The following is a 24,298-nucleotide window of genomic DNA, read 5'->3' as shown; positions in this document are numbered from 1 at the left end:
CAGTCCAGCGCTGTAGTCGGCATCGGAGGGCCCGCACAGTGCACTGTGCGGGCCCTTCCTGCCCGTTCGTTCAAGGGGAAGACCGGAGGAGACACATGCGTACACAGCGACACTCCTGGCACACCCGCCGGAGGTTCGCCATCGTGGCGGCCACGGCCCTGGCGCTCCTGGCGACCGGTGGGTTCTCGCACGCCGCACCGACCGCCGACGAGCCGACGAACCCGTTCACGTTCAACACGCCGGACGTACCGGCCGGGGGAACCGTCACGCACACCGTCAAGGTAAATGCGCCGGAAAAAGGCCAGGTCACGCTGTACTTGGAGCCGGGCGAGGGCTTCCGCTACTGGGACATCGGCACGGAGGACACCGACTTCACCTTCACCCAGATCGACGGCGGCACGAACGCCACCTGCAGCCTCGATTGGTTTCCGAACCAGCAGCGCAAAGTCCTCTGCGACGTCGGCGCGGGCGAGAACACCATCAAGTACTCCCTGACCACCAAGGCGGACACCGAGGCGTGGGGAATCGAGGCGCGGGCCTGGCTCTATCAGCCGGGCGACGTAGCGAAGACAGAGTGGTGGAGCAACTTCTCGGTGCTCAGTGACAATCCGGTGGAGATGTCGTACCGCGTCTTCGGGCGGGACAACGCCGGTCGGCTCCACTCGCACCAAACCTACTTGGCGTACCCGGGGTCGCTGGAGAAGTCGCATCGCCAAGAGCATGGTTCGGGCTGGGACGCGTTCGACGCGGTGACGAAGTTGTCCCCGATCGGCATGGACAACAGGGGCGGCGGCGTCGTCGCCCGGGAGCCTTCAGGCCTCCTGTGGTACTACCCGGCCAGCGGCAAGAAGTGGGGCCGGCAAGTCTTCAAGCCGCGGGTGCGCGTGGGCACCGGCTGGGACGCCTACAACTCCGTACGCGGCACGGGCGACGTCACCAAGGACGGTTACGCCGACCTCATCACCCGCGACAAGGCCGGAGTGCTGTGGCTCCACCAGGGCACCGGCATCGAGTCGCAGCCCTTCGCGGCGCGTACGAAGGTCGGCTCCGGCTGGGACACCTACAACGCTCTGACCGGCGGCATCGACGTCACCAAGGACGGCATCGCGGACCTCTACACCCGCGACACATCCGGCGACCTGTGGCTCTACCAGGGCACCGGCAACCCGGCCAAGCCGTACGCCACCCGCGTCAAGGTCGGTACGGGCTGGAACATCTACAACGCGCTCATCGCGCCCGGCGACGACTCACTCATCGGCAAGGGCGCACTGCTCGCCCGCGACAAGGACGGGAAGCTGTGGTGGTACCGGGGCACGGGCAACGCGACCAGCCCGCTGGAGCCGCGGACACCTGCGGCGGCTGAAACCCACCCGTACAACGCCTGGATGTAGCCAGCGGCCACAGCCGCCATCGAAGGGCCCGCACGCGCACTGTGCGGGCCCTTTCCACCACTCGCGCAAGACCGGAGGAAACACATGCGTACGCAGCGACACCCAGTGCACGCCCGCCGGAGGTTCGCCATCGTGGCGGCCACGGCCCTGGCACTCCTGGCCACCGGTGGGTTCTCGCACGCCGCATCGACGGCCGACGAGCCGCCGACGAACCCGTTCACGTTCGACACGCCGGACGTACCGGCCGGGGGGACCGTCACCCACACCTTCAAGGTGAACGCGCCGAAAGCGGGCCGGGTGTGGCTGTACGTGGAGCCGGGGGAAGGCTTCCGCACCTGGGACTACAACACGGGGGCTTCCGACTTCGACGTCGACCAGATCGACGACGGCACGAACGCCGACTGCGTCTACGATTATTATTTGGGCCGGCTACGCGTGCTCCTCTGCGACGTCGGCGCGGGCGAGAGCACCATCAAGTACTCCCTGACCACCAAGGCTCACACGGAGGCGTGGAAACTCGAGGCGCGGGCCAGGCTTTATCTCCCGGGCGACGAAGGCGCGACAGAGTGGTGGAGCAACTTCGCGGTGATCAGCGACAAGCCGGTGGAGATGTCGTACCGCGTTTTCGGCCGGGACACGGCCGGTGGGCTCTACTCGCACGAAACCTACGGCGTGCCTGACCCGCCGCCGCTGGATAAGTTCGAGCGCCAAGAGCATGGTTCGGGCTGGGACGCGTTCGACGCGGTGACGAAGCTGTCCCCGATCGGCAAGGACAACAGGGGCGGCGGAGTCGTCGCCCGGGAGCCTTCCGGCCTCCTGTGGTACTACCCGGCCTCGGGCAAGAAGAGGGACTCCGATGTCTTCAAGCCTCGCGTGCGCGTGGGCACCGGCTGGGACACCTACAACTCGGTACGCGGCACGGGTGACGTCACCAAGGACGGTCACGCGGACCTCATCGCCCGCGACACGTCCGGGGTCCTGTGGCTCTACGAGGGCACCGGCGTCGAGTCGAAGCCGTTCGCAGCACGCACCAAGGTCGGCTCCGGCTGGGGTGTCTACAACGCCATGACCGGCGGCGTCGACTCCACCAATGACGGCATCGCGGACCTGTACGCCCGCGACACCTCTGGCGTGCTGTGGCTCTACCAGGGCACGGGCAACGCGGCGCAGCCGTACGCCCAGCGCAGAAATCTCGGCTCGAACTGGAACCAGTACACCGCGCTCATCGCGCCGGGCGACGGCTCATCCATCGGCAAGGGCTCGCTGCTCGCACGCGACAAGACCGGGAAGATGTGGTGGTACCGGGGCACGGGCAACCCGTCAGTCCCGCTGAAGCCCCGGGCATCCGCGGTGGCTGAGACTCTCCCGTACAACGCCTGGCTTTAGTCAGCGCCGCGGTCGGCATGGAAGGGCTCGCACAGTGCACTGTGCGAGCCCTTTCCGGTTGGCCGATTTCGCACTCGCATTGGTCTATACCTTGACTTGATCACGTCAAGCACGCTTGAGTGGCGGCACAACCCCCCACCGGCCCGCCCGGGCCGTAACGCCTGGCCCGGGCTGGGTCGTTGCCGCGCAAAGGAGTGAGCGAGTGTTGAGACACCGCATCATCGCGTTGCTGATCGCCTTCCTCGTCGCAACTGGACTGTCGGCGGTCTTCGTGCCCGCCGCGACGGCAGCTCCGGCGGACGTCTGCACCTCTGCCCCCAACTGGGCACAGGGCGCCTGGTACACCACTGGCAACGTTGTCAGGTTCAACGGCGCCTACTACATCGCCGAACACGACAACCCGGGCTACGACCCCACCATCAGCACCTGGTACTGGAACCCGTACACCTGCCCGACGACCCCGCCGCCCTCCGGGAGCTTCGTGGTCAGCCAGGCGCAGTTCCAGCAGATGTTCCCGAACCGGAATTCCTTCTACACGTACAGCGGCCTCACGTCCGCGCTGAGCGCCTACCCGGGGTTCGCGAAGACGGGCAGCGACACCGTGAAGAGGCAGGAGGCGGCAGCCTTCCTCGCCAACGTCCACCACGAGACGGGCGGTCTGGTCCACATCGTGGAGCAGAACACGGCCAACTACCCGCACTACTGCGACACGAGCAAGCCGTACGGCTGCCCGGCCGGCACGGCGCAGTACTACGGACGTGGCCCGATCCAGCTCAGCTGGAACTACAACTACAAGACGGCGGGCGACGCGCTCGGCATCGACCTGCTCAGGAACCCCTCGCTCGTACAGACCAACGCCGCAGTCGCCTGGAAGACCGGCCTCTGGTACTGGAACACCCAGAACGGCCCCGGCTCGATGACGGCGCACAACGCCATGGTCAACAGCCGTGGCTTCGGCGAGACGATCCGCAGCATCAACGGCAGCATTGAGTGCAACGGGGGCAACCCCGCGCAGGTCCAGAGCCGGGTGACGAAGTACCAGCAGTTCACGCAGATCCTGGGCACGACGCCCGGCGGGAACCTGTACTGCTGAGACAGGCCGCGGGCCGGGGAGAATCGTCCCCCGGCCCGCGGCCACAGCCCGTCATACTCACAGGCCGCGCGCGACCTCCGTCGCCCAGTAGGTCAGAATCATCTGCGCGCCCGCCCGGCGGATCCCGGTCAAGGTCTCCAGAATCGCCTTGTCCCGGTCGATCCAGCCCCTCTCGGCGGCGGCCTCGATCATCGCGTACTCGCCGCTGATCTGATACGCGGCGACCGGTACGTGCACGGACTCGGCGATCTTCGCGAGGATGTCGAGGTACGGCCCCGCGGGCTTGACCATCACCATGTCGGCGCCCTCGTCCAGGTCCAGCGCGAGTTCGCGCAGGGACTCCCGTACGTTGGCCGGGTCCTGCTGGTACGTCTTGCGGTCGCCCCGCAGCGAGGAGCCGATGGCCTCGCGGAACGGCCCGTAGAAGGCGGACGAGTACTTGGCGGTGTACGCCAGGATCGAGACGTCCTCCTTGCCGATGGTGTCGAGCGCATCACGGACAACGCCGATCTGACCGTCCATCATGCCGCTGGGCCCGACGACATGGACGCCCGCGTCGGCCTGGACCTGGGCCATTTCGGCGTACCGCTCCAGGGTGGCGTCATTGTCGACGCGGCCTTCGGCGTCGAGGACCCCGCAGTGGCCGTGATCGGTGTACTCGTCCAGACAGAGGTCGGACATGATCACGAGCTCGTCCCCGACCTCGGCCTTTACGTCGCGGATAGCGACCTGCAGGATCCCGTCGGGGTCCGTCCCGGCGGTCCCGGCGGCGTCCTTCTTGGAGTCCTCCGGCACGCCGAAGAGCATGATCCCGGAGACCCCGGCCTCGCGGGCCTCGACGGCGGCCTTACGGAGGGTGTCGCGGGTGTGCTGCACGACGCCGGGCATCGCGGCGATCGGCACCGGCTCGCTGATGCCCTCCCGTACGAACACGGGGAGGATCAGGTCGGAGGGGTGCAGTCGCGTCTCGGCGACCATGCGGCGCATGGCGGGGGTGGTCCGCAGCCGCCGGGGCCGGGCACCGGGAAAAGATCCGTACACAGTCATGCCACCACGCTACGCCCGGGTGCGGGCCGACCCAACCATGTAAAGAACCTTTGACACTATGTCTGTGTTGCTTTACATTCGCTCCCATGCCATTCGAAGAGAAGAACGCCTGGGTTCTGGGCGGGCTCGCCATCGGCACCTACGCGGGCTACCTCGTCGTCATCCTCGGGCGGGCCGGGGACACCCCGCTCGCCGATGTGCCGTACGTGGCGGCGCTGCTGTGGGCCGTAGGGCTATCGATCGCCGCGTCGATCGTGCTCCATGTCGTCATCACGACGTTCGGGCCGAAGGACGCCGCCAGGAAGGATCAGCGCGACAAGGAGATCAACCGGCTCGGCGAGTACATCGGCCAGTCATTCGTCGTCATCGGCGGCGTGGCGGCGCTGGGCATGTCGATGGCCGAGGTGGCCCACTTCTGGATCGCCAACGCGGTCTACCTGGCGTTCGTACTCTCCGCGGTCCTCGGCTCCACCGCGAAGATCTTCGCCTACCGACGGGGCTTTCAGACGTGGTGAAGCCCAAGCCCACCAGGGTCACGAACTCGATCAGGGCCCTCCGGTTCACGCACGGAGAGATGACTCAAGCGGAGCTGGCGGACCGCATTGGTGTGTCGCGCCAGACCGTCATCGCCATCGAGCAGGGCAAGTACTCGCCCTCCCTCGAAATGGCATTTCAGATCGCCAAGGTGTTCAAGGTCCCGCTCGACAGCGTGTTCCAGTACCCGGACAGCGAAGGAGAGTCACCATGAGGGCAGTGGTCCAGGAGACATACCAGTCACCCGATGGCCTGGTACTCAAGGAGATCGACAAGCCGGTTGTCGGCGATGACGACGTGCTCGTACGGGTTCACGCCGCCGGGCTCGACCAGGGCGTCTGGCATATCGTCACCGGGCTGCCGTACCTCATCCGCTTCGTGGGATTCGGGGTGCGCAGACCGAAAACCCCTGTTCCGGGCCTGGATGTCGCGGGGAGTGTCGAGGCGGTCGGCCGGAATGTGAGCCGCTTCAAGGCAGGCGACGAGGTGTTCGGCACCTGCTCGGGCTCGTACGCCGAGTACGCCTGCGCGGCCCAGGGCAAGTTCGCGCACAAGCCGCCGAACGTCACCTTCGAGCAGGCGGCGGCGGTTCCCACGTCCGCGTTCGCCGCGCTCCAGGGGCTGCGGGCGGGTGCGAAGCTCCAAGCGGGGCAGAAGGTGCTGGTCATCGGCGCGGGCGGGGGCGTCGGGACGTACGCGGTGCAGCTGGCCAAGGAGTTCGGGGCGCACGTCACCGGTGTGTGCAGCACGAAGAAGGTGGACCTGGTCCGCTCGATCGGCGCGGACGAGGTCATCGACTACACCCGCGAAGACTTCGCGGACCGGCCGCACCGCTACGACCTGATCCTCGACACGGCGGGTGGCCGCTCGCTGTCACTCCTACGGCGTGCCCTCGCCCCTCGGGGGAGCCTGGTCATCGTCGGCTCCGAGGTGGGAGGCCGATGGATGCAGGGCTTCGACCGCTCGCTCCGGGCGGCGATGCTTTCGCCGTTCGTGAGCCAGAATCTGCGGATGCTGGCGTCGACGGAGCGGGAGGCGGACCTGGAGTTGCTGGGAAAGCTGGTGGGGGCGGGCACGCTCAGGCCGGTCGTCGACAGGACGTACGGGCTGGGTGAGGTCCCGAAGGCGATTCAGTACCTGAGGGAGGGCGAGGCGGCGGGCAAGGTCGTCATCACGATCTGAGGGGGCTGCGCCCCCAGACCCCCGTACGCCCTTCGGGCGTGTCCTCAATCGCCGGACGGGCTGGAAATCCAGCCCCGCCGGCGATTGAGGCGTGGGGTTCGGGGCAGCGCCCCGACAAGAACCCGAGGGCAAATCAAGCCCCGCCGGCGATTGAGGCGCGGGGGTTCGGGGGCAGCGCCCCCGACAAGGGCCCGCAGCCAAGGACTACGTCGTGCGGCGGCGCCGACCCCCCGGCCGACGCTCGCTCGGCCGCGTCACCGCCTCCCCCGCCTCCCGCGCCGCCTCGCGGCGCTCCGCGCCGAAGTCCGCCAGCGCCTGCGCCAGCTTGTGGACCGACGGCTCCGGGGACAGCACGTCCACCCGCAGGCCGTGCTCCTCCGCCGTCTTCGCCGTCGCCGGGCCGATGCACGCGATCACCGTCACGTTGTGCGGCTTCCCGGCGATGCCGACCATGTTCCGCACCGTAGAGGACGAGGTGAACAGAACCGCGTCGAAGCCGCCGCCCTTGATCGCCTCGCGCGTGTCCGCCGGCGGCGGCGACGCCCGTACCGTCCGGTACGCGGTGACGTCGTCCACCTCCCAGCCCAGCTCGATCAGCCCGGCGACCAGCGTCTCCGTCGCGATGTCCGCCCGCGGCAGGAACACCCGGTCGATCGGATCGAAGACCGCGTCGTACGGCGGCCAGTCCTCCAGCAGCCCCGCCGCGGACTGCTCACCGCTCGGCACGAGGTCCGGCTTGACGCCGAAGTCGACCAAGGCGGCAGCCGTCTGCTCGCCCACCGCGGCGACCTTGATACCGGCGAAAGCACGCGCGTCGAGCCCGTACTCCTCGAACTTCTCCCGTACCGCCTTCACCGCGTTGACGGATGTGAAGGCGATCCACTCGTACCGGCCGGTCACCAGCCCCTTGACCGCGCGCTCCATCTGCTGCGGCGTACGCGGCGGCTCGACGGCGATCGTCGGCACCTCGTGCGGCACGGCACCGTAGCCGCGCAACTGGTCGGAAAGCGAAGCCGCCTGCTCCTTGGTCCGCGGTACGAGAACCTTCCAGCCGAAGAGCGGCTTGGACTCGAACCAGGAGAGCTGGTCCCGCTGTGCGGCGGCACTGCGCTCACCGACCACGGCTATGACGGGCCGGTAGCCCTCCGGGGAGGGCAGTGCCTTCGTCTGCTTCAGGGTCTGGGCGATCGTGCCCAGCGTCGCGGTCCACGTCCGCTGGCGCGTCGTCGTACCGGCGACGGTGACGGTCAGCGGGGTGTCGGGCTTGCGGCCCGCGGCCACCAGCTCGCCCGCCGCCGCGGCGACCGTCTCCAGCGTCGCCGAGAGGACGACCGTGCCGTCGCTCGCGCCGACCTCCGACCAACAGCGGTCGCTCGCGCTGCGGGCGTCCACGAAACGGACGTCCGTGCCCTGCGCGTCGCGCAGCGGCACACCGGCGTACGCGGGCACGCCCACCGCCGTCGCCACACCGGGCACCACCTCGAAGGCAATGCCCGCGGCGGCGCAGGCGAGCATCTCCTGACCTGCGTTTCCGTCGAGGCCGGGATCACCGGCCAGCGCACGGACCACCCGCTTGCCGCTCCTCGCAGCCTCCATGACAAGATTGGCCGCGTCTCTGAGGACGGGGATTCCGGCGGCTGTTGACGCGTCGTCAATGACCGTCAGCTCAGGCGTGCTTACGTTCGCCCGCGCATGGCCGCTGACGACGCCGAGCACATCCGGCTCAGCGATCAGCACGTCGGCGCGGGCCAGCGCTTCGACGGCGCGCAAAGTCAGCAGACCAGGGTCGCCAGGACCCGCCCCCAGGAAGGTGACATGCCCGTACCCATGTGCCGGAAGGGCCGGAAGTTTCGAGGTCGTGGGGCTCAACGTACTCGCTCCCCCATAAGACCGGCCGCACCCTTGGCCAGCAGCTCGGACGCGAGTTCGCGACCGAGCGCGACGGCGTCGCTGTGCGACATGGGTACGGAACCGGTGGTGGACAACTGCACCAGCGTCGAGCCGTCGGTCGTGCCGACGGCGCCGCGCAGGCGCATTCCATTGACAACCTGCCCGTCGGCCAGCAGGTCGGCCAGCGCACCCACAGGTGCGGTGCAGCCGGCCTCCAGGGCGGCGAGCAGGGAACGCTCGGCGGTCACGGCGACCCGGGTGTACGGGTCGTCGAGCTCGGCGAGCACGGCGGCGAGTGACACGTTGTTCGCGGCACACTCGATCGCCAGCGCCCCCTGGCCGGGGGCAGGCAGGACCGCGTCGGCCGACAGAAAGTCGGTGACCTCGTCGATCCTGCCGATGCGGGAGAGCCCGGCCGCGGCAAGCACCACGGCGTCCAGCTCTCCATTGCGTACATATCCGATCCGCGTATCCACGTTGCCGCGGATCGGCACGATCTCGATGCGCAGCCCATGGTGACGGGCGTACGCGTTCAGCTGCGCCATCCGGCGCGGCGAACCGGTACCGACGCGGGCGCCCTCCGGCAACCGGTCGAAGGTCAGTCCGTCGCGCGCCACCAGCACGTCCCGCGGGTCCTCGCGCGGCGGCACGGCCGCGAGCGTGAGGTCGTCGGGCTGCGTGGTGGGGAGATCCTTCAGCGAATGAACGGCGAAGTCGACCTCACCCCGCAGCACCGCGTCCCGCAGGGCGGTGACGAAGACCCCGGTGCCGCCGATCTGCGCGAGCGCCTCACGGGAGGTGTCTCCGTACGTGGTGATCTCCACGAGCTCGACGGTACGGCCGGTCAATTGGCGCACCGCCTGAGCCACGTGCCCGGACTGGGCCTTGGCCAGCGTCGAGCGCCTGGTCCCGAGCCTCAGTGCCTTCTCGGCCCTCTCGGTCATACTCGCCCTCGGTTCTTGACATCGGCGTCATTCAGGTCGGCCCGGCTGACGGAGGCGACCGTCTCCGGGTCGAGGTCAAAGAGAGTGCGCAGCGCGTCCGCGTACCCGGCGCCGCCGGGCTCGCCCGCCAGCTGCTTGACCCGCACGGTGGGCGCGTGCAGGAGCTTGTCCACGACGCGGCGCACGGTCTGGGTGATCTCGGCGCGCTGCTTCTCGTCCAGGCCGGGGAGCCGGCCCTCCAGCCGCGCGACCTCACCGGCCACGACGTCGGCGGCCATGGCGCGCAGGGCGACGACGGTGGGGGTGATGTGCGCGGCGCGCTGGGCCGCGCTGAAGGCGGCGACCTCCACGGAGACGATGGAGCGGACCTGGTCGACGTCGGCGGCCATCGGGGCGTCGGCGGACGCCTCGGCGAGGGACTCGATGTCGACGAGCCGCACACCGGCGAGGCGGTGGACCGCGCCGTCGATGTCGCGGGGCATGGCCAGATCGAGCAGCGCGAGCCGTACACCCGCGGTGCCGTCGGTACCGTCGGTGCCGTCTGTGTGACGGACGGCCGCGGACCTGATGGCCCGGTCGGGCCGGGAGCCGTTGTCGACCCACGTGCCGTGCAGCGCGAGAGGGTCCGTGGCGGCGTCGGCCGGCCCGGCGGGACAGGAATCCATGGGACGAGAGTCCGTGAGACGCGCGTCGCGGACCCGGCCGTCCCGCGCCGCGGTCGCCGCGAGACGGGCCACCAGGCTGCCCTCCGGCGCGCGGAGGTTTTCCCGTACGGGCGACTCCGCGGGCTGCGCGAGCGCCGTCGCGACAGAAGCCGCGGTCAGCACCAGCCCGGTCGCCCCGGTGCACGACACCACCGCATCGGCACGTGTCAGTTCGTGGGCCACCTCTGCCATGGACACCGCGTGTACGCGTACGTCGCCCGCCCCCGTCAGCACGGCGGCCAGTCGCTCCGCGCGCTCCAGGGTCCGGTTGGCGATGACAAGATCACGTACGCCCAGCCGCGCCAGCGTCGTCGCGGCGAGCGAGGACATCGAACCGGCGCCGATGACCAGCACCCGCTTGTCCGCCGCCCATTCCTCGACGTCCGCGCCCGCGGCCAGCTGCTCCAGACCGAACGTGACGAGCGACTGCCCGGCCCGGTCGATCCCGGTCTCGCTGTGCGCGCGCTTGCCGACCCGCAGGGCCTGCTGGAAGAGCTCGTTGAGCAGGCGGCCCGCGGTGTGCAGGTCCTGCCCCAGCGCGAGGGCGTCCTTGATCTGCCCGAGGATCTGACCCTCGCCGACGACCATGGAGTCCAGACCGCAGGCCACCGAGAAGAGGTGGTGGACGGCCCGGTCCTCGTAGTGCACATAGAGATAGGGAGTGAGTTCCTCAAGCCCTACGCCGCTGTGGAGCGCGAGCAGGGTCGACAGCTCGGCGACACCCGCGTGGAACTTGTCCACGTCGGCGTACAGCTCGATGCGGTTGCAGGTGGCGAGGACGGTCGCCTCCGCCGAGGGCTCCGCGGCGAGCGTGTCCTGCAGAAGCTTGATCTGCGCGTCCTCGGAGAGGGAGGCCCGCTCCAGCACGCTCACCGGCGCGCTGCGGTGGCTCAGTCCGACAACCAGGAGACTCATGCCGGCATCACGGCGGGCATGTCCCCGTCGGGTCCCTTCCTGCTTGCGGCCTCGGCCTCCTCGCCGGCCTTCCGCTGCTCGTGGAAGGCGAGGATCTGCAGCTCGATCGAGAGATCGACCTTGCGCACATCGACGCCTTCCGGCACGGAGAGGACGGTGGGGGCGAAGTTGAGGATCGAGGTGACACCGGCCGCGACGAGGCGTTCGCACACCTGCTGTGCCGAGCCCGCGGGCGTCGCGATGACGCCGATCGACACTCCGTTGTCGCTGATGATCTTTTCCAGCTCGTCGCTGTGCTGGACGGGGATCCCGGCGACCGGCTTTCCGGCCATCGAGGGATCGGCGTCGATCAGCGCGGCGACGCGGAAGCCGCGTGAGGCGAAACCGCCGTAGTTGGCCAGGGCGGCGCCGAGGTTTCCGATGCCGACGATGACCACGGGCCAGTCCTGCGTCAGGCCGAGCTCGCGCGAGATCTGGTAGACGAGGTACTCGACGTCGTAGCCGACGCCGCGCGTCCCGTAGGAGCCGAGGTAGGAGAAGTCCTTGCGCAGCTTCGCGGAGTTCACTCCGGCGGCGGCTGCGAGTTCCTCGGAGGAGACCGTGGGTACGGAGCGCTCCGACAGCGCCGTCAGAGCGCGCAAGTACAGCGGGAGTCGGGCGACGGTCGCCTCGGGAATTCCTCGGCTACGGGTCGCCGGTCGGTGATTTCGGCCAGTTGCCACGGTGCTCCTGCGGGATGAGCGAGGCTGCAGGCGGCCGTGTGTCCCAGGGCCGCCCCGTCGAATGCAGGCTATGTCTTTGTGAACGCGTGCACAAAGATGGTGTCCGTTTTGTCGGAGCAAAGTGACCGGGGTCACGCGATTCGAACCCGTACTCAAGGAACCCTGGACTGCGTCGACCCGTTGAAGATCCGATGGGGGCAAAGCCGTACACACTCCTCATGAATTCGCCCCCGAGACCGCCTGACCACCTACTGTGCCCCGGTTGACCGGCCCCCGACAGAGGGCGCCACTCACCGGGAAGATCCGGTGAGCCCGGCCCGGACGCGACACGGAAGCGGCAAAGACTCAGTAAAGCGGCCCCGATGGTAACCGTTTTCCACCTTGGGTGTCCGCCGTACGTTTGCGCCTCCCGTTCGCGCCTCACGTTCCGCCTTACGCCGCCCCCAGCGCGCGGCGCAGCCGCCCGGCGTCCACCCGCCAGAAGGTGTGCTGCTCCCCGTCGACCAGGACGACCGGGATCTGCTCCCAATACGCGCGATGCAGCGCCTCGTCCTGGGTGATGTCCTTCTCCTCCCAGGACGCGCCCGTATCGATGCACACCTGTTCGATCACGGTTCGCGCATCGTCACAGAGGTGACACCCCGGTTTCCCGATCAGCGTCACCACTCGCTCGCCGGGTTTCTTCTTCGCATTCGCACGCCGCAGCAGTGGACTCATCCGTCCATTCTGCGCCCGCGTCCCGGGAACGCGGGTTAACAGACCGGTCGCGGAGAGTTCACGCCGCCGCATCCCCGACGGTCAGGAAATCCCGAACAGACTGGCTATGCTCACGACATGGCCGCACTGGGATGGCTCACCCCCCGTAGGCGCTCCGCCACCGCGCGGAGCGTGCTCGCAGGCGAGGCAGCAGCCGAGGCGGCGCGCAAGTCGTCGCAGGAGCAGGAAACGGCTGAGGCGCTCGGGACGCCGGCGACGCTTGAGCTGCTTGAGGCCCTCGAAGGGCCCGAGGCCGCCCCCCCGACCGCGGAACCGGAGTTTCCCGTCGCCGGGGACGACCGGGCCGCCGCCTTCTTCGACCTCGACAACACCGTGATGCAGGGCGCGGCGCTCTTCCACTTCGGCCGTGGCCTGTACAAGCGGCAGTTCTTCCAGCGGCGCGAGCTGGCCAGGTTCGCCTGGCAGCAGGCCTGGTTCCGGCTCGCGGGCATCGAGGACCCCGAGCATATGCAGGACGCCCGCGACAGCGCCCTGTCCATCGTCAAGGGCCACCGCGTCTCCGAGCTCATGAGCATCGGCGAGGAGATCTACGACGAGTACCTGGCCGACCGCATCTGGCCCGGCACCCGCGCCCTCGCCCAGGCCCACCTCGACGCCGGACAGAAGGTCTGGCTGGTGACGGCGGCCCCCGTGGAAACCGCGACGATCATCGCCCGCCGCCTCGGCCTGACCGGCGCGCTGGGCACCGTCGCCGAGTCGGTCGACGGCGTGTACACCGGCAAACTGGTGGGCGAGCCGCTGCACGGCCCCGCCAAGGCCGAGGCCGTACGCGCGCTGGCCGCGGCCGAGGGCCTCGACCTGGGCCGCTGCGCGGCGTACAGCGACTCGCACAACGACATCCCGATGCTCTCGCTGGTCGGGCATCCGTACGCGATCAACCCGGACGCCAAGCTCCGCAGGTACGCGCGCCAGCGCGAGTGGCGGCTGCGCGACTACCGGACGGCCCGCAAGGCGGCGAAGGTCGGCATCCCGGCGGCGGCGGGCGTGGGCGCGATCGCGGGCGGCACCGCGGCGGCGGTCGCGCTGCACCGCCGGCGCCGCTGACGACCCGCTGACGACCCGCGCAACATACGTACGACGTACATACGACGGGCACGGCGCGGCGCGGCCGGTCCCGGCCACCGCCAAACCCGGTCACATACCCCCGCACGCCCCCGGCCAGTCATCTTGCCGCCGCCTCGGGCACAACGCAGCGCGCGACACGACAGATCACGACGCGATTCGATCAACAAGCGTGCACGATCTGCGACTTGAAGCGTCGCAGAGACGTAACAGAAGCAACGAAAACGATGATTTGAGCAACTGGGTGTAGCACTGCCTGTACGAAGCGTTATTCTCCTCAGACGCATAAAGGACCTCACACTTCGCCACGGCGAGTGAACGGTCTCGTACTGCACGTGATGGAAGCTCTGCCTCTGGGAGTCCCGTGTACCCACACGTCGGGGTTGACGCCTCGGGCCTGGCTACGCTCCGCGCAACGGTCCTCGACCACTTGCGCGGCTTCGTCCCCACCGCGTACGCCGTCCCCGCATTCGCCACGCCCCGCCTTTCCTTCTGCGGCCCCGCCGCCCCCAGCTACGCCTTGACCGACGGCATCGAGAACGTGCCAGGGCGCAGCGCCGTCGTCGAGGGGAGGCGGTCGGGTGACGGCCGGGGAGTCGGCAGACGGGGCAGCCGGGGCGGCAGCGGCGCCTCGACCACCGCCCGTCGGCCCACCGCCGACAGCGACAGCGCGCGCATGATGGAACTGGTCGAGCGCGCCCAGGCGGGTGAGGCCGACGCCTTCGGCCGTCTCTACGACCAGTACAGCGACACGGTCTACCGCTACATCTACTACCGCGTGGGCGGCAAGGCGACCGCGGAGGACCTCACCAGCGAGACCTTCCTGCGCGCCCTGCGCCGTATCTCCACGTTCACCTGGCAGGGCCGCGACTTCGGCGCCTGGCTGGTCACCATCGCCCGCAATCTGGTGGCCGACCACTTCAAGTCCAGCCGTTTCCGGCTGGAGGTCACCACCGGCGAGATGCTCGACGCCAATGAGGTCGAGCGCAGCCCGGAGGACTCCGTCCTGGAGTCCCTCTCGAACGCCGCCCTGCTGGAGGCGGTCCGCAAGCTCAACCCTCAGCAGCAGGAGTGTGTGACCCTGCGCTTCCTGCAGGGTCTCTCGGTCGCCGAGACGGCGAGGGTGATGGGCAAGAACGAGGGCGCGATCAAGACCCTCCAGTACCGGGCGGTACGGACACTGGCCCGGCTCCTCCCCGACGACGCCCGCTGACCTCCCCGCTGACCTCCTCGCCGACCTCCTCGCCGGCTTCCTCGCCGACTTCCTCGCCGACCGACCTCCCCTCCTCAACTCACCTTCTGTGACGCCTTGATGACGTGCTGGAGCGATCCTCCTTCGCGCGTAACCCAAGTGCCGCGACGCTCGTTGTGCGGGATGCAGGCTCCCTGTGGTCAGCCCTGGGGAGTCGATCGTCATGACGAGAGGAGGTGCCGCCAGTGATCGCGAACATTTCTCCGCACCGGCGGGCGAACGCCTTCGCCAAGGCCTTGGAAGATCAGGCGGCCGAGCAGCCCGAAGAGTCGGTCGCACCGAACGACCAGACAGCACACGGACGGCTGTTGGCTCTGGCGAACGGTCTCGGCGAACTGCCGGGACCGAAGATGGACCCCGAGGTCAAAGTGGTGCAGCGGGCGCAGCTCGTCGCCGCCATGGAAGCGCTGATGGCGCAGACCGCGGCCACCGAGGGCGATGCGTCCGAGGGCCCTACGGTGCCCGAGCAGCGGACCGCGGGGCGCGGCGCCCACCGGGCCTCGGCGCTCCGCAGACTGCGACCGCGCAGCCGCTGGTCGAAGGGCATCGCGGCCGGCGGGCTCACCGTCAGTGTGGCGGCGGGAGCCTTCAGCGGGGTGGCCGCGGCCAGCGCGGGCGCCCTGCCCGGTGACTCGCTGTACGGACTGAAGCGCGGCATGGAGGACCTCAAGCTCGGCATGGCGGACGACGACTCCGACCGTGGCGGGCTCTACCTCGACCAGGCCTCGACCCGCCTCAGCGAGGCCCGCCGCCTCCTGGAGCGCCAACGCCTGGGCGGCGCGCTGGACCACGAGTCGGTCGGCGAGGTCCGCCGCGCGCTCAAGGGCATGCGGCACGACGTCACCGAGGGCCACCGCCTGCTCCACCAGGCGTACGAGAGGGACGGCTCCCTCGGCCCGATGGCGCGGCTCGATTCGTTCTCCCGCGCCCACCGCTCCACCTGGAACGGGCTCCGCGACCGGCTGCCCGCCCAGCTGACCGACGTACGCGAGGAAGTGAACTCCGTCTTCGACGCCATAGACCAGGAGGTCGGCCCGCTGGAGTCGATGCTGCCGCGCCCGCCGGACAGGGACCAGGGCCCCGGGTCTCCCGGACCCACCGACGGCACCACCGGCTCCTCGGCGCCGGGCGGCGGTGCGACACCGACCGCGCCGTCCTCCGCCGACGGGCGTGCGAGCGGCAGCGGCAGGCCGCATCCGTCGGGTTCGGACAGCACGGCGGACGACAGCCTGATCGGCGGGAACACGGGGGGCCTGTTCGAGCCCCCGGCGGGCGGTACGACGCCGCCCGCGCCGCCCGGCAAGAAAACCGCGCCCGCGCAGCCGGACGTCACGATCCCGCCGCTGCTGCCGGGACTGCTGCCGCGCCTGGGAATGGACGGCAAGGAAGTGCCGTAGGTCGTCCGTAGTACGCGAGTGAGGGCGGCAGCACCAGAGACGGTGCTGCCGCCCTCACTCGTACTCGTACCTCGTACTCAGAAGAATCAGAAGAAGACGGACCGGCGCTGCACCAGCAGCTTGTACAGCGTGTGCTGGATCTGCTCCCGTACCTGATCGGTCAGGTTGAACATCAGCATCGGATCCTCCGCCGCCTCCGGCGGGTACTCACTCGTCGGGATCGGCTCGCCGAACTGGATCGTCCACTTCGTCGGCAGCGGCAGCGCGCCCAGCGGCCCGAGCCAAGGGAACGTCGGCGTGATCGGGAAATACGGAAATCCGAGCAGCCGGGCCAGCGTCTTCGAGTTGCCGATCATCGGGTATATCTCCTCGGCCCCGACGATCGAGCACGGCACGATCGGCACTCCCGCGCGCAGCGCCGTCGAGACAAAGCCGCCGCGCCCGAAGCGCTGAAGCTTGTACCGGTCGCTGAACGGCTTGCCGATGCCCTTGAAACCCTCCGGCATCACGCCGACGACCTCTCCGCGCCGCAGCAGCCGCTCCGCGTCCTCCGCGCACGCGAGCGTGTGCCCGGCCTTGCGCGCGAGCTCGTTGACCACCGGCAGCATAAAGACCAGGTCCGCGGCGAGCAGCCGCAGATGCCGGTTCGCCGGGTGGTTGTCGTGGACGGCGACCTGCATCATCACGCCGTCCAGCGGAAGCGTGCCCGAGTGGTTGGCCACCACCAGCGCCCCGCCCTCGGACGGGATGTTCTCGATGCCCTTCACCTCGACCCGGAAGTACTTCTCGTACAGCGGCCGGACCATCGACACCAGGACCTGGTCGGTGAGCTCCTTGTCGTAACCGAACTCGTCGACCTCGTAGTCACCGGTGATCCGCCGCCGCAAGAAGGCCAGACCGCCCGCGATCCGCTGCTCCCAGCCGTTGTCCGCCTCGGCAACTTCGGCGGTCTCGGCCTCGGCGGTCTCGACGGGCTCCGCGGCCTGCGCCGCGGCTGCCGTACGCCCCTGCAGCGGACTGACCGGGCCCTCGCGCACATCACGCACCGGCGCGCTCTCGGTCTTCCGGCGGCTGCTCCCGGCGGCCCGCCGCCTCGCGGAGCGCTGCGCGCCGCCCCGCGAACGGTCGTCGTCGAACGGAATGACCTTGGCGTCCGCCATCGTTGGTGCGCTCCTTATTCGGCGGTCGGCTGCGTAGTGTGCGTCGCGGCCAAGGGCAGCGCCGCCGCCGCCCTGTCCACAGCCCGGGCGAGAACGTCCGGCGGCAGCAGCCCACGCCCCCGGCTGCGCGCGAAGTCCGCGAAGGTCTCGGCGGTCGTGTGCTTCGGCTCGAATCCCAGTGTCTCGCGCATCTGGTCGGTGGACACCACCCGTCCGTGCGTGAGAAGCCGGATCTGCTCGGGCGAGAAGTCGGTGATGCCGACCGTACGCAGCGCGGAGCCGACCCAGGTGACGGCGGGCAGCAGCACGGGCAGCGTCGGCCGCCCCAGCCGCCGCGAGCACTGCGAGAGCAGGAGCACGCCGTCGCCCGCGACGTTGAACGTGCCGCTGTTGAGGGTGCCCCGCCGCGGTTCGTGCAGTGCGATCCGCAGGACGTCGATCACGTCGTCCTCGTGGACGAATTGCAGCCGTGGGTCGTAGCCGAAGACCGTCGGCATCACCGGCAGCGAGAAGAACTCGGCGAGCGGGGAATCGGCGCACGGCCCAAGGATGTTCGCGAAGCGCAGCACGCACACGGCCACGTCCGGGCGGCGGCGGGCGAAGCCCCGTACGTACCCCTCGACCTCGACGACGTCCTTGGCGAACCCGCCGCTCGGGAGGGACTTGGGCGGGGTGGTCTCGGTGAAGACCGCCGGATCGCGGGGCGCGGAGCCGTACACGCTCGTACTGGATTTGATCACCAGCCGCTTGACGGCGGGCGACTTCTGGCAGGAGCCGAGAAGCTGCATGGTGCCGATGACGTTGGTTTCCTTGGCCGCCGTACGGCCTCCGGTGCCCAGGGGCGTGGCGGTGACGTCCATGTGGACGACGGTGTCGACCGCGTACTCGGCCAGTACGCGCGCGATGGCGGGCTGGCGGATGTCGGCACGGACGAATTCTGCTCCGCCCAGATGATGCTCCGGCGCCATCGCATCGACGCCGATCACCCGGTCCACCTCGGGATCGCGCTGGATGCGCCGTACGAGACGGCCTCCGAGCTGCCGGGCCACTCCGGTGACGAGCACGACCTTGCCCAAGTTCAGCCTCCGTTAGCTTCCCTGGTCACCGTAGCGGTTCGGTGTTGCGCTGTGATGACCGCATGGCCGGGTTTCGCCGCGGTTTCTCGGATGACACCGCTCTGGGCGCAACGCACCGCGACCCTCCCACCGTGTAGGTGGGAGGGCCGCGGCCATACGTACAACCGTCGCAACTTTGTCGCTTACTTCTTGTTGCGACGCTGAACGCGGGTGCGCTTGAGCAGCTTGCGGTGCTTCTTCTTGGCCATCCGCTTACGCCGCTTCTTGATAACAGAGCCCACGACTACCCTCGCTCACTTCTCTTCACTCGGTGCGGGGCGTCTGGGCCCACACGACCTACGTCGTCGGCCTAGCCTACCTGTCGCCGAGTGAGGGACGTAATCCGAGGGGAGCTGCTCGGCCCCGGCTATGCGGATTCCACCCCCACGAAGGATTCGCGGAGGTACTCGTGAACCGCTTGCTCCGGAACCCGGAAGGACCTGCCCACCCGGATAGCCGGCAGATGACCGCTGTGTACCAAGCGGTACACGGTCATCTTCGACACTCGCATCACCGAGGCGACCTCCGCCACGGTAAGAAACTTGACCTCGTTGAGAGGCCTCTCGCTGCCAGCAGCCATGACCCACCTGTACCTTCCGCACACGACGCACACCGGCTTCCCCTCCGGTGACTCTTCGTCGCGGTGCGCTCACTCCCCAGACTAGGGGCGGGTGATGCGAGTGGGGAAGAGGAGCAGCGAACGGCCGCCTACTGTGACAGACACGCTCGATTGAGTACATAGCGAGTAAGCGGTCGGTAGTAATCAGACCGCACGGCGTCATCAAGCGGAACGGCGACGGAGACCTGCCCTTCGGCCTCGCCGACGAAGAGGGCGGGGTCGTCGGTATCGGCGAGGCCGATGGCCTCAATGCCCAGCTGACCTGCCCCGCAGACCCAACCGTGGTCCCCGACGACCAGCTCGGGCAGGGGCCCGCCGGCGTCGATGGCACCGTCCAGGGCGACCCGAACCGGGAGCGGGGAATGGGTGTGCGCGCCGGTGCCACTGCCGGGGCCGTGCACGCCGGGTTTCCGCATCAGCGCGACTCCTTGTGCGTACTCGAGGTTGTACGTGCGTACGCCGAACCGGGTCGTTATGTCGATACATCGCCCCTGCGCCGGGGTGAGGACGAGACAGCCTGCTGCCGACAAAGCGTCTGCCAGCCCGGCGTAGAACCCGAGCAGCCGATGGGGATGCCCGGTCCCCATCAGCACGGGCGCGCGCCGCGCGGCGGCTTCCCCAAGCCGCTCGGCGAAGGCGTCGAGGGCGCTCAGGGTCCGCTCGGGATCGATGACATCGGGCCCGGCGACATGCTCGGGGTCGCCCGAGACCCCGCACTTGTCGGCCATGAGGGCGATGAGCTCGCGCTCGCCCCAGACCCACTCGGGATCGAGGCCAAGGGTGACACGGGGATCCCTGGCGGCGAAGGCGCGATAGCTGCGCAGGCTCTCTTCCCGGGAGGTGGCCACGGTCCCGGCCAACCGGGCAGCGAGGAGATGCGCCCGCAGCGCTCCGGTGCTCAACATTCTGGTGATGGTGCCGCAGTGGGAGGGACAGCGGGCGAAAAGGACGGATGAGACCGCACAGTTGGCGTAATGGCTGACCCGCACTCAGTGGGTGTGCGTCAGCCATGGGGCTGAGCCCACGGCACGTCAGGCCCGCCCGGCCGGGCGGGCCGGACCCGCAGGACGAACGGGTAAGCCCACGACACGTCAGACACCAACCGGCGCGCCGGGCGCCGACGTCGAACTGGCGGGCAAGCCCAGGACACGTCAAGCCCGGCCCGGCCGGGCGCGGCCGGGCCCGCAGGGCGAACGGGCAAGCCCACGGCACGTCAAGCGCCAGCCGCATCGGAGAACACCAAACCTGCGGGTGAAGCCACCGCCCCGCCGTCGGCGCCAGCACTGCCCGTAGCGGAACGGCCTTGAGGGTGCGGAGCGCACACCACAGGGCCCCAGCGTCGCCGGACGGACGAGCCCGTCAGACCGTCAGGCCAGCCTCAGGGAGGCGCGAAGCAGCCGTCCCACCGGGGTTGCGATACCCCCGTACGGCCAGCCATCAAGGGCAGGCAGGTGGGGGGAAGCTCCGGTGCTCGGAATGCGGGGGCGGGTCCCACGCCCGCCAGGGCAAGCCCCGCTTCCCGCCGCGCGAGCTGCCGCCCCGTCGGGAGCGTGCGGTTACCCGTTCCTCCACGTCCCAAAGGTCAGGCAGGCGGGGGAAAGCTCTGGTGCTCGGGATACGCAGGCGGGCTCCCACGCCCGCCAGGGTGTAGAGCCGGCCGGAGCGCCAAGCCCCCGCTTCGCGCGGCGGGAGCATACGGGCACCCGTTCCTCCACGTCCCAAAGGGCGGGCGGGGAAAGCTCCGGGACCGGGCTTGGGGCAGAGCCCAGAGCCCTGGTTCGGGAAAGGGATTACCCGCAAGCGGCGCGAAACCGCCCCCGTGGACGGGGTCGCCCCGCCGGGGCCGTGCGGGTCCCCGTACGCCATGCCCCAAGGGGCGGGCGGGAAGAAACCCCGCGCAGCGCCCCCCACCCGCACCCACCCCACCGCATCCCCTACGCCAACAATCCCCGCAACGGAAACACCGCCCGCCTCGTCGCCAGCACCGCCTGGTCCAGCCGGTCCCCCGGGTCGTACCCCGCCTCCCACTCACGCCACTCCGGCGTACGCCCATCCGTCATCCGCCCCGGCGCCACCCGCCGCGTCCGCGCGTACACCTCGTCCCGCCACGACGACGGAATCGTCGATTCCGGATCCACCGGCGCATGCGCCGCGATCCCCACCAGATGCGTCCACGACCGCGGCACCACATCCACCACGGCGTACCCCCCGCCCCCGAGCGCCACCCACCGCCCGCCCTCCACGTACTCGTGCGCCAACGCATGGCAGGACTCCTGCACCGCCCGCTGCGCGTCCAGCGACACCGCCAGATGCGCCAGCGGGTCCTCGAAGTGCGTGTCCGCCCCGTGCTGCGTCACCAGCACCTGCGGCCGGAAGTCCGCCAGCAGCTCCGGCACCACCGCGTGGAACGCCCGCAGCCACCCCGCGTCCCCCGTCCCCGCAGGCAGAGCCACATTCACCGCCCCGCCCTCACCCGCCCCCGCAGCGCCGGTCTCCTCCGGCCATCCGGTCCCCGGGAACAGCGTCCGCGGATGCTCGTGCAGCGACACCGTCAACACCCGCGGGTCTTCCCAGAACGCCGCCTGGACCCCGTCCCCGTGATGTACATCGACATCCACGTACGCGACCCGCTCCGCCCCCAGCTCCAGCAACCGCGCAATGGCCAGCGACGCGTCGTTGTAGATGCAGAACCCCGACGCCGCCCCGGGCATCGCGTGATGCAGCCCACCCGCGAAGTTCACCGCGTGCCCGGCCCCGCCCCGCCACACCGCCTCCGCGGCCCCCACCGACTGCCCGGCGATCAGCGCCGACGCCTCATGCATCCCGGCGAAGGCCGGATCGTCCATGGTCCCCAGCCCGTACGCGGGATCCGCGGCCCCCGGGTCCGCCGACGCCGCCCGTACCGCCGCGACGTACTCCTCGCGGTGTACGAGTCTGAGCGTCGAGTCCCCGGCGGGCTTCGCGGCCACCACCTCCATCGCGCGGTCGAGCCCGTACGCCCGGATCAACCCCATGGTCAGCGCGAGCCGCACCGGATCCATTGGATGGCCGTCCCCGAAGTCATACTTCGTGACCGCCTCGTCCCACATCAACCACCCGCGGCTGCTCATGCCCGTCACCGTATCGGCCGGTATCCGCCTCGAACGAGCGGGCATACCAGTACGTCACCAACACCAGCACCATCGGCACAACCATCGCCCCGCGGTAGCTCCACAGGTCCCCGAGCGCCCCGACCAACGGCGACCCGATCAGGAACCCCACGTAATTGAAGATATTCAGCCGCGCCACCGCCGCGTCACTGCTCGCCCCCGGGAACAGCCGCCCGGCCGCCGCGAACGTCTGCGGCACGATCACACACAGCCCGACCCCCAGCAGCGTGAACCCGGCAATCCCCACCCACGCGCCGGGCGCCACGGCCACCACCCCGAACCCGACCGCCGCGAGTACCGCCCCGCACCGCACGACCGCCACCGCCCCGAACCGCCGCACACCCAGGTCCCCGACGGCCCGCCCGAGCAGCGTGGTCACCATGTAGGCGTTGTACGGAACGGTCGCGAGCTCCTCCGAGCTCCCCAGCACGTCCTCCAGGTACTTCGCGCTCCAATTCGACACGGTCGAGTCGCCGATGTAGGCAAAGGTCATCACCAGGCAGAGCGGCAGCAGCAACTTGAAGGCGACCCCGGAAGTCTCTCCGGAAGACCCCCCGGCACCCTCCCCCGGCTCCCGAGCCACTGCGTCGCCCCGCGCCCCGTCCGCGTACCAACGGCTCCCGATCAGCGCCACGGGCAGCAGCACCAGCACCACCGGCAGATACGACACGAGCAGCGACAGATCCCAGTGCGCCCCGGCCCAGGCGAGCGAGGCCCCCGTGATCCCACCCAGGCTGTACGCGGCGTGGAAGCCGAGCATGATGCTGCGCCCGTACGCCCTCTGCAGACTGACCCCGAGCATGTTCATGGACGCGTCGAGCGCCCCGACGGCCAGCCCGAACACCCCGAGCGCGACGGCCACATGCCACACCTCGCTGCCGCCACCGACCGCGAGGAGCGCCAGCAGCACCACCGGCTGGGCCCACCTGAGCACGGCACTCGGCGGTATCCGCTTCACCAGCCGTTCGGTGACCACGCTGGCCACGCCGGCGAGGATCGGCACGGCGGCGAGGAAGGCGGGCAGCAGCCCGTCGGATATCCCGTACCGGTCCTGGATGGCGGGGATACGCGTCACAAGGAGAGCGAAGGCCACCCCCTGCGCGAAGAAGCTCAACGCCAAGGAACCCCGCCCGTGCCGCAACCGCGCATCTGTCATGGCCGGACAGCGTAGGCGGCCCATCTACCCGTGGGTAGATGGATCAGGCGAGCAATACGGGCAACTCCGCCATCGCCGCGAAGTGGCCCTTGGCTCCGGCGAGCTTCTCGGCGGGCGTCATGGCCGTGAATCCGTACACATCCATCCCGGCCGCCAGGGCAGCCGCGACCCCGAGGGGGCTGTCCTCCACGACGACACACCGGTCGGGAGCCACCCCCATCCGCTCTGCGGCGTACAGGAACAGATCCGGCGCGGGCTTCCCCCGCCCCACGTCCTGCGCACTGAAGACGATGTGGTCCTCGAACAGCCGGTCCAGCCCGGTCTTCCGGTGCCCGACCCGGATCCGCTCATGGGTCCCGGACGAGGCAACGCAGTACGGCACGCCGTCCGCGGCGAGCTTCTCCAGCATGCCGGTCACACCGTCGACGGCAACCAACTCCCGCTCAAAGGCGGCGAAGACGCGAGCGTGCAGGATGTCGTCGAAGTCGGTGGGCAACGCCTGCCCGGTGCGCTCCCGCACAAGGTCGTGCACACGGTGCACAGCGGCTCCCATGTAGTCGCGCAGCGAATCCTCGTACGAGGTGGGATGCCCCAGCTCGGTGAGATAGCCGGCGAGGATGGTGTTGGAGATGGGCTCGCTGTCGACGAGCACACCGTCGTTATCAAAGATGATGAGGTCATATCGCATGCCTTGACCCTAAACGCAGAAATGCCCCGCACCAGAGGTGCGGGGCATTCCCACAATGATTGTTCGGCGGCGTCCTACTCTCCCACAGGGTCCCCCCTGCAGTACCATCGGCGCT

The 24,298-nt window shown here is 69.5% G+C and carries 23 protein-coding genes; 9 read left to right on the top strand and 14 right to left on the bottom strand.

Going from position 1 to position 24,298, the window contains the following annotated elements; translation table 11 throughout:
* The first annotated feature begins 95 nt into the window (after nucleotides 1–95).
* The 3 genes from ACIHCQ_RS23960 (at nucleotide 96) to ACIHCQ_RS23950 (ending at nucleotide 3,870) form a co-directional block, all read left to right on the top strand.
* Nucleotides 96–1,391 carry a hypothetical protein gene (locus tag ACIHCQ_RS23960; protein WP_399665808.1) on the top strand — a complete coding sequence of 432 codons (1,296 nt, stop codon included), beginning with the start codon at nucleotides 96–98 and terminating at the stop codon, nucleotides 1,389–1,391.
* Between the two features lie 84 nt (nucleotides 1,392–1,475).
* Nucleotides 1,476–2,777, top strand: a complete 1,302-nt coding sequence (locus ACIHCQ_RS23955; protein WP_399665805.1) for a hypothetical protein — start codon at nucleotides 1,476–1,478, stop codon at nucleotides 2,775–2,777.
* 205 nt (nucleotides 2,778–2,982) lie between these two features.
* Nucleotides 2,983–3,870 (top strand): glycoside hydrolase family 19 protein, encoded by an 888-nt coding sequence (locus ACIHCQ_RS23950; RefSeq protein ID WP_399665803.1) that lies wholly within the window; start codon nucleotides 2,983–2,985, stop codon nucleotides 3,868–3,870.
* A gap of 57 nt (nucleotides 3,871–3,927) precedes the next feature.
* Here the strand turns inward: ACIHCQ_RS23950 and hemB are convergent, their stop codons facing one another.
* Nucleotides 3,928–4,917 (bottom strand): porphobilinogen synthase, encoded by a 990-nt coding sequence (hemB, locus tag ACIHCQ_RS23945; RefSeq protein ID WP_399665801.1) that lies wholly within the window; start codon nucleotides 4,915–4,917, stop codon nucleotides 3,928–3,930.
* A gap of 86 nt (nucleotides 4,918–5,003) precedes the next feature.
* On the opposite strand from hemB, the gene ACIHCQ_RS23940 reads away from it, so the two are divergent.
* From ACIHCQ_RS23940 to ACIHCQ_RS23930, 3 genes are read left to right on the top strand one after another with little or no spacing between them, the layout of a single operon-like run.
* Nucleotides 5,004–5,432: a hypothetical protein gene (locus ACIHCQ_RS23940; RefSeq protein WP_399665798.1), complete on the top strand. Its 429-nt coding sequence runs from the start codon at nucleotides 5,004–5,006 to the stop codon at nucleotides 5,430–5,432.
* On the top strand, nucleotides 5,426–5,665 hold the full coding sequence (locus ACIHCQ_RS23935; RefSeq protein WP_399665795.1) for a helix-turn-helix transcriptional regulator: 240 nt from the start codon (nucleotides 5,426–5,428) through the stop codon (nucleotides 5,663–5,665). Before ACIHCQ_RS23940 ends, ACIHCQ_RS23935 begins: the two co-directional genes overlap by 7 nt.
* A complete protein-coding gene (locus ACIHCQ_RS23930) occupies nucleotides 5,662–6,633 on the top strand; it encodes an NAD(P)-dependent alcohol dehydrogenase (protein ID WP_399665792.1) in 972 nt (323 codons plus the stop codon). The genes ACIHCQ_RS23935 and ACIHCQ_RS23930 overlap by 4 nt, the downstream gene beginning before the upstream one ends.
* A 204-nt stretch (nucleotides 6,634–6,837) precedes the next feature.
* Here ACIHCQ_RS23930 and ACIHCQ_RS23925 read toward each other — a convergent pair whose 3' ends face one another.
* From ACIHCQ_RS23925 to ACIHCQ_RS23905, 5 genes are all read right to left on the bottom strand, one after another.
* Complete coding sequence (locus ACIHCQ_RS23925; protein WP_399665789.1) at nucleotides 6,838–8,502, bottom strand: uroporphyrinogen-III synthase; 1,665 nt, start codon at nucleotides 8,500–8,502, stop codon at nucleotides 6,838–6,840.
* Nucleotides 8,499–9,467: a hydroxymethylbilane synthase gene (gene hemC / locus ACIHCQ_RS23920; protein WP_399665786.1), complete on the bottom strand. Its 969-nt coding sequence runs from the start codon at nucleotides 9,465–9,467 to the stop codon at nucleotides 8,499–8,501. The genes ACIHCQ_RS23925 and hemC overlap by 4 nt, the downstream gene beginning before the upstream one ends.
* On the bottom strand, nucleotides 9,464–11,086 hold the full coding sequence (locus ACIHCQ_RS23915) for a glutamyl-tRNA reductase (protein WP_399665784.1): 1,623 nt from the start codon (nucleotides 11,084–11,086) through the stop codon (nucleotides 9,464–9,466). Before ACIHCQ_RS23915 ends, hemC begins: the two co-directional genes overlap by 4 nt.
* A complete protein-coding gene (locus ACIHCQ_RS23910) occupies nucleotides 11,083–11,808 on the bottom strand; it encodes a redox-sensing transcriptional repressor Rex (protein ID WP_399665781.1) in 726 nt (241 codons plus the stop codon). Before ACIHCQ_RS23910 ends, ACIHCQ_RS23915 begins: the two co-directional genes overlap by 4 nt.
* Nucleotides 11,809–12,240: 432 nt before the next feature.
* Nucleotides 12,241–12,525 carry a glutaredoxin family protein gene (locus ACIHCQ_RS23905; RefSeq protein ID WP_399665778.1) on the bottom strand — a complete coding sequence of 95 codons (285 nt, stop codon included), beginning with the start codon at nucleotides 12,523–12,525 and terminating at the stop codon, nucleotides 12,241–12,243.
* Between the two features lie 117 nt (nucleotides 12,526–12,642).
* Between ACIHCQ_RS23905 and ACIHCQ_RS23900 the strand changes: the two genes are divergently transcribed.
* From ACIHCQ_RS23900 to ACIHCQ_RS23890, 3 genes are all read left to right on the top strand, one after another.
* A complete protein-coding gene (locus tag ACIHCQ_RS23900) occupies nucleotides 12,643–13,629 on the top strand; it encodes an HAD family hydrolase (protein ID WP_399665775.1) in 987 nt (328 codons plus the stop codon).
* Between the two features lie 382 nt (nucleotides 13,630–14,011).
* Nucleotides 14,012–14,860, top strand: a complete 849-nt coding sequence (locus tag ACIHCQ_RS23895; protein WP_399665772.1) for an ECF subfamily RNA polymerase sigma factor, BldN family — start codon at nucleotides 14,012–14,014, stop codon at nucleotides 14,858–14,860.
* Between the two features lie 224 nt (nucleotides 14,861–15,084).
* On the top strand, nucleotides 15,085–16,296 hold the full coding sequence (locus ACIHCQ_RS23890; protein ID WP_399665769.1) for a DUF5667 domain-containing protein: 1,212 nt from the start codon (nucleotides 15,085–15,087) through the stop codon (nucleotides 16,294–16,296).
* 86 nt (nucleotides 16,297–16,382) lie between these two features.
* On the opposite strand, the gene ACIHCQ_RS23885 is transcribed toward ACIHCQ_RS23890, so the two are convergent.
* The 8 genes from ACIHCQ_RS23885 to ACIHCQ_RS23850 all read right to left on the bottom strand — a co-directional run bounded on the left by ACIHCQ_RS23885 (nucleotide 16,383) and on the right by ACIHCQ_RS23850 (nucleotide 24,183).
* Nucleotides 16,383–17,456, bottom strand: coding sequence for a lysophospholipid acyltransferase family protein (locus ACIHCQ_RS23885; RefSeq protein WP_399665767.1), 1,074 nt, complete (start codon nucleotides 17,454–17,456; stop codon nucleotides 16,383–16,385).
* A 14-nt stretch (nucleotides 17,457–17,470) separates the two neighbouring features.
* Nucleotides 17,471–18,532, bottom strand: a complete 1,062-nt coding sequence (locus ACIHCQ_RS23880; RefSeq protein ID WP_399665764.1) for an NAD-dependent epimerase/dehydratase family protein — start codon at nucleotides 18,530–18,532, stop codon at nucleotides 17,471–17,473.
* 182 nt (nucleotides 18,533–18,714) lie between these two features.
* Entirely contained in the window at nucleotides 18,715–18,813 is a 99-nt protein-coding gene (locus ACIHCQ_RS23875; RefSeq protein WP_003948845.1) for a 30S ribosomal protein bS22, read from the bottom strand.
* Nucleotides 18,814–18,938: 125 nt separating this feature from the next.
* Entirely contained in the window at nucleotides 18,939–19,151 is a 213-nt protein-coding gene (locus tag ACIHCQ_RS23870; RefSeq protein ID WP_014046653.1) for a helix-turn-helix domain-containing protein, read from the bottom strand.
* Between the two features lie 128 nt (nucleotides 19,152–19,279).
* Nucleotides 19,280–20,095, bottom strand: coding sequence for a phosphatase (locus ACIHCQ_RS23865; RefSeq protein ID WP_399665761.1), 816 nt, complete (start codon nucleotides 20,093–20,095; stop codon nucleotides 19,280–19,282).
* A gap of 1,029 nt (nucleotides 20,096–21,124) precedes the next feature.
* A complete protein-coding gene (locus tag ACIHCQ_RS23860) occupies nucleotides 21,125–22,300 on the bottom strand; it encodes an acetoin utilization protein AcuC (protein ID WP_399665758.1) in 1,176 nt (391 codons plus the stop codon).
* Nucleotides 22,251–23,495 carry an MFS transporter gene (locus ACIHCQ_RS23855; RefSeq protein ID WP_399665751.1) on the bottom strand — a complete coding sequence of 415 codons (1,245 nt, stop codon included), beginning with the start codon at nucleotides 23,493–23,495 and terminating at the stop codon, nucleotides 22,251–22,253. Before ACIHCQ_RS23855 ends, ACIHCQ_RS23860 begins: the two co-directional genes overlap by 50 nt.
* 43 nt (nucleotides 23,496–23,538) lie before the next feature.
* Nucleotides 23,539–24,183, bottom strand: a complete 645-nt coding sequence (locus tag ACIHCQ_RS23850) for an HAD family hydrolase (RefSeq protein ID WP_399665748.1) — start codon at nucleotides 24,181–24,183, stop codon at nucleotides 23,539–23,541.
* Nucleotides 24,184–24,298 lie beyond the last annotated feature (115 nt).

Source organism: Streptomyces sp. NPDC052236 (assembly GCF_044548015.1).
Taxonomy (GTDB): domain Bacteria; phylum Actinomycetota; class Actinomycetes; order Streptomycetales; family Streptomycetaceae; genus Streptomyces.
The sequence above is the reverse complement of the archived record's forward strand: the minus strand, read 5'-3'. Positions and strand labels throughout refer to the sequence as shown.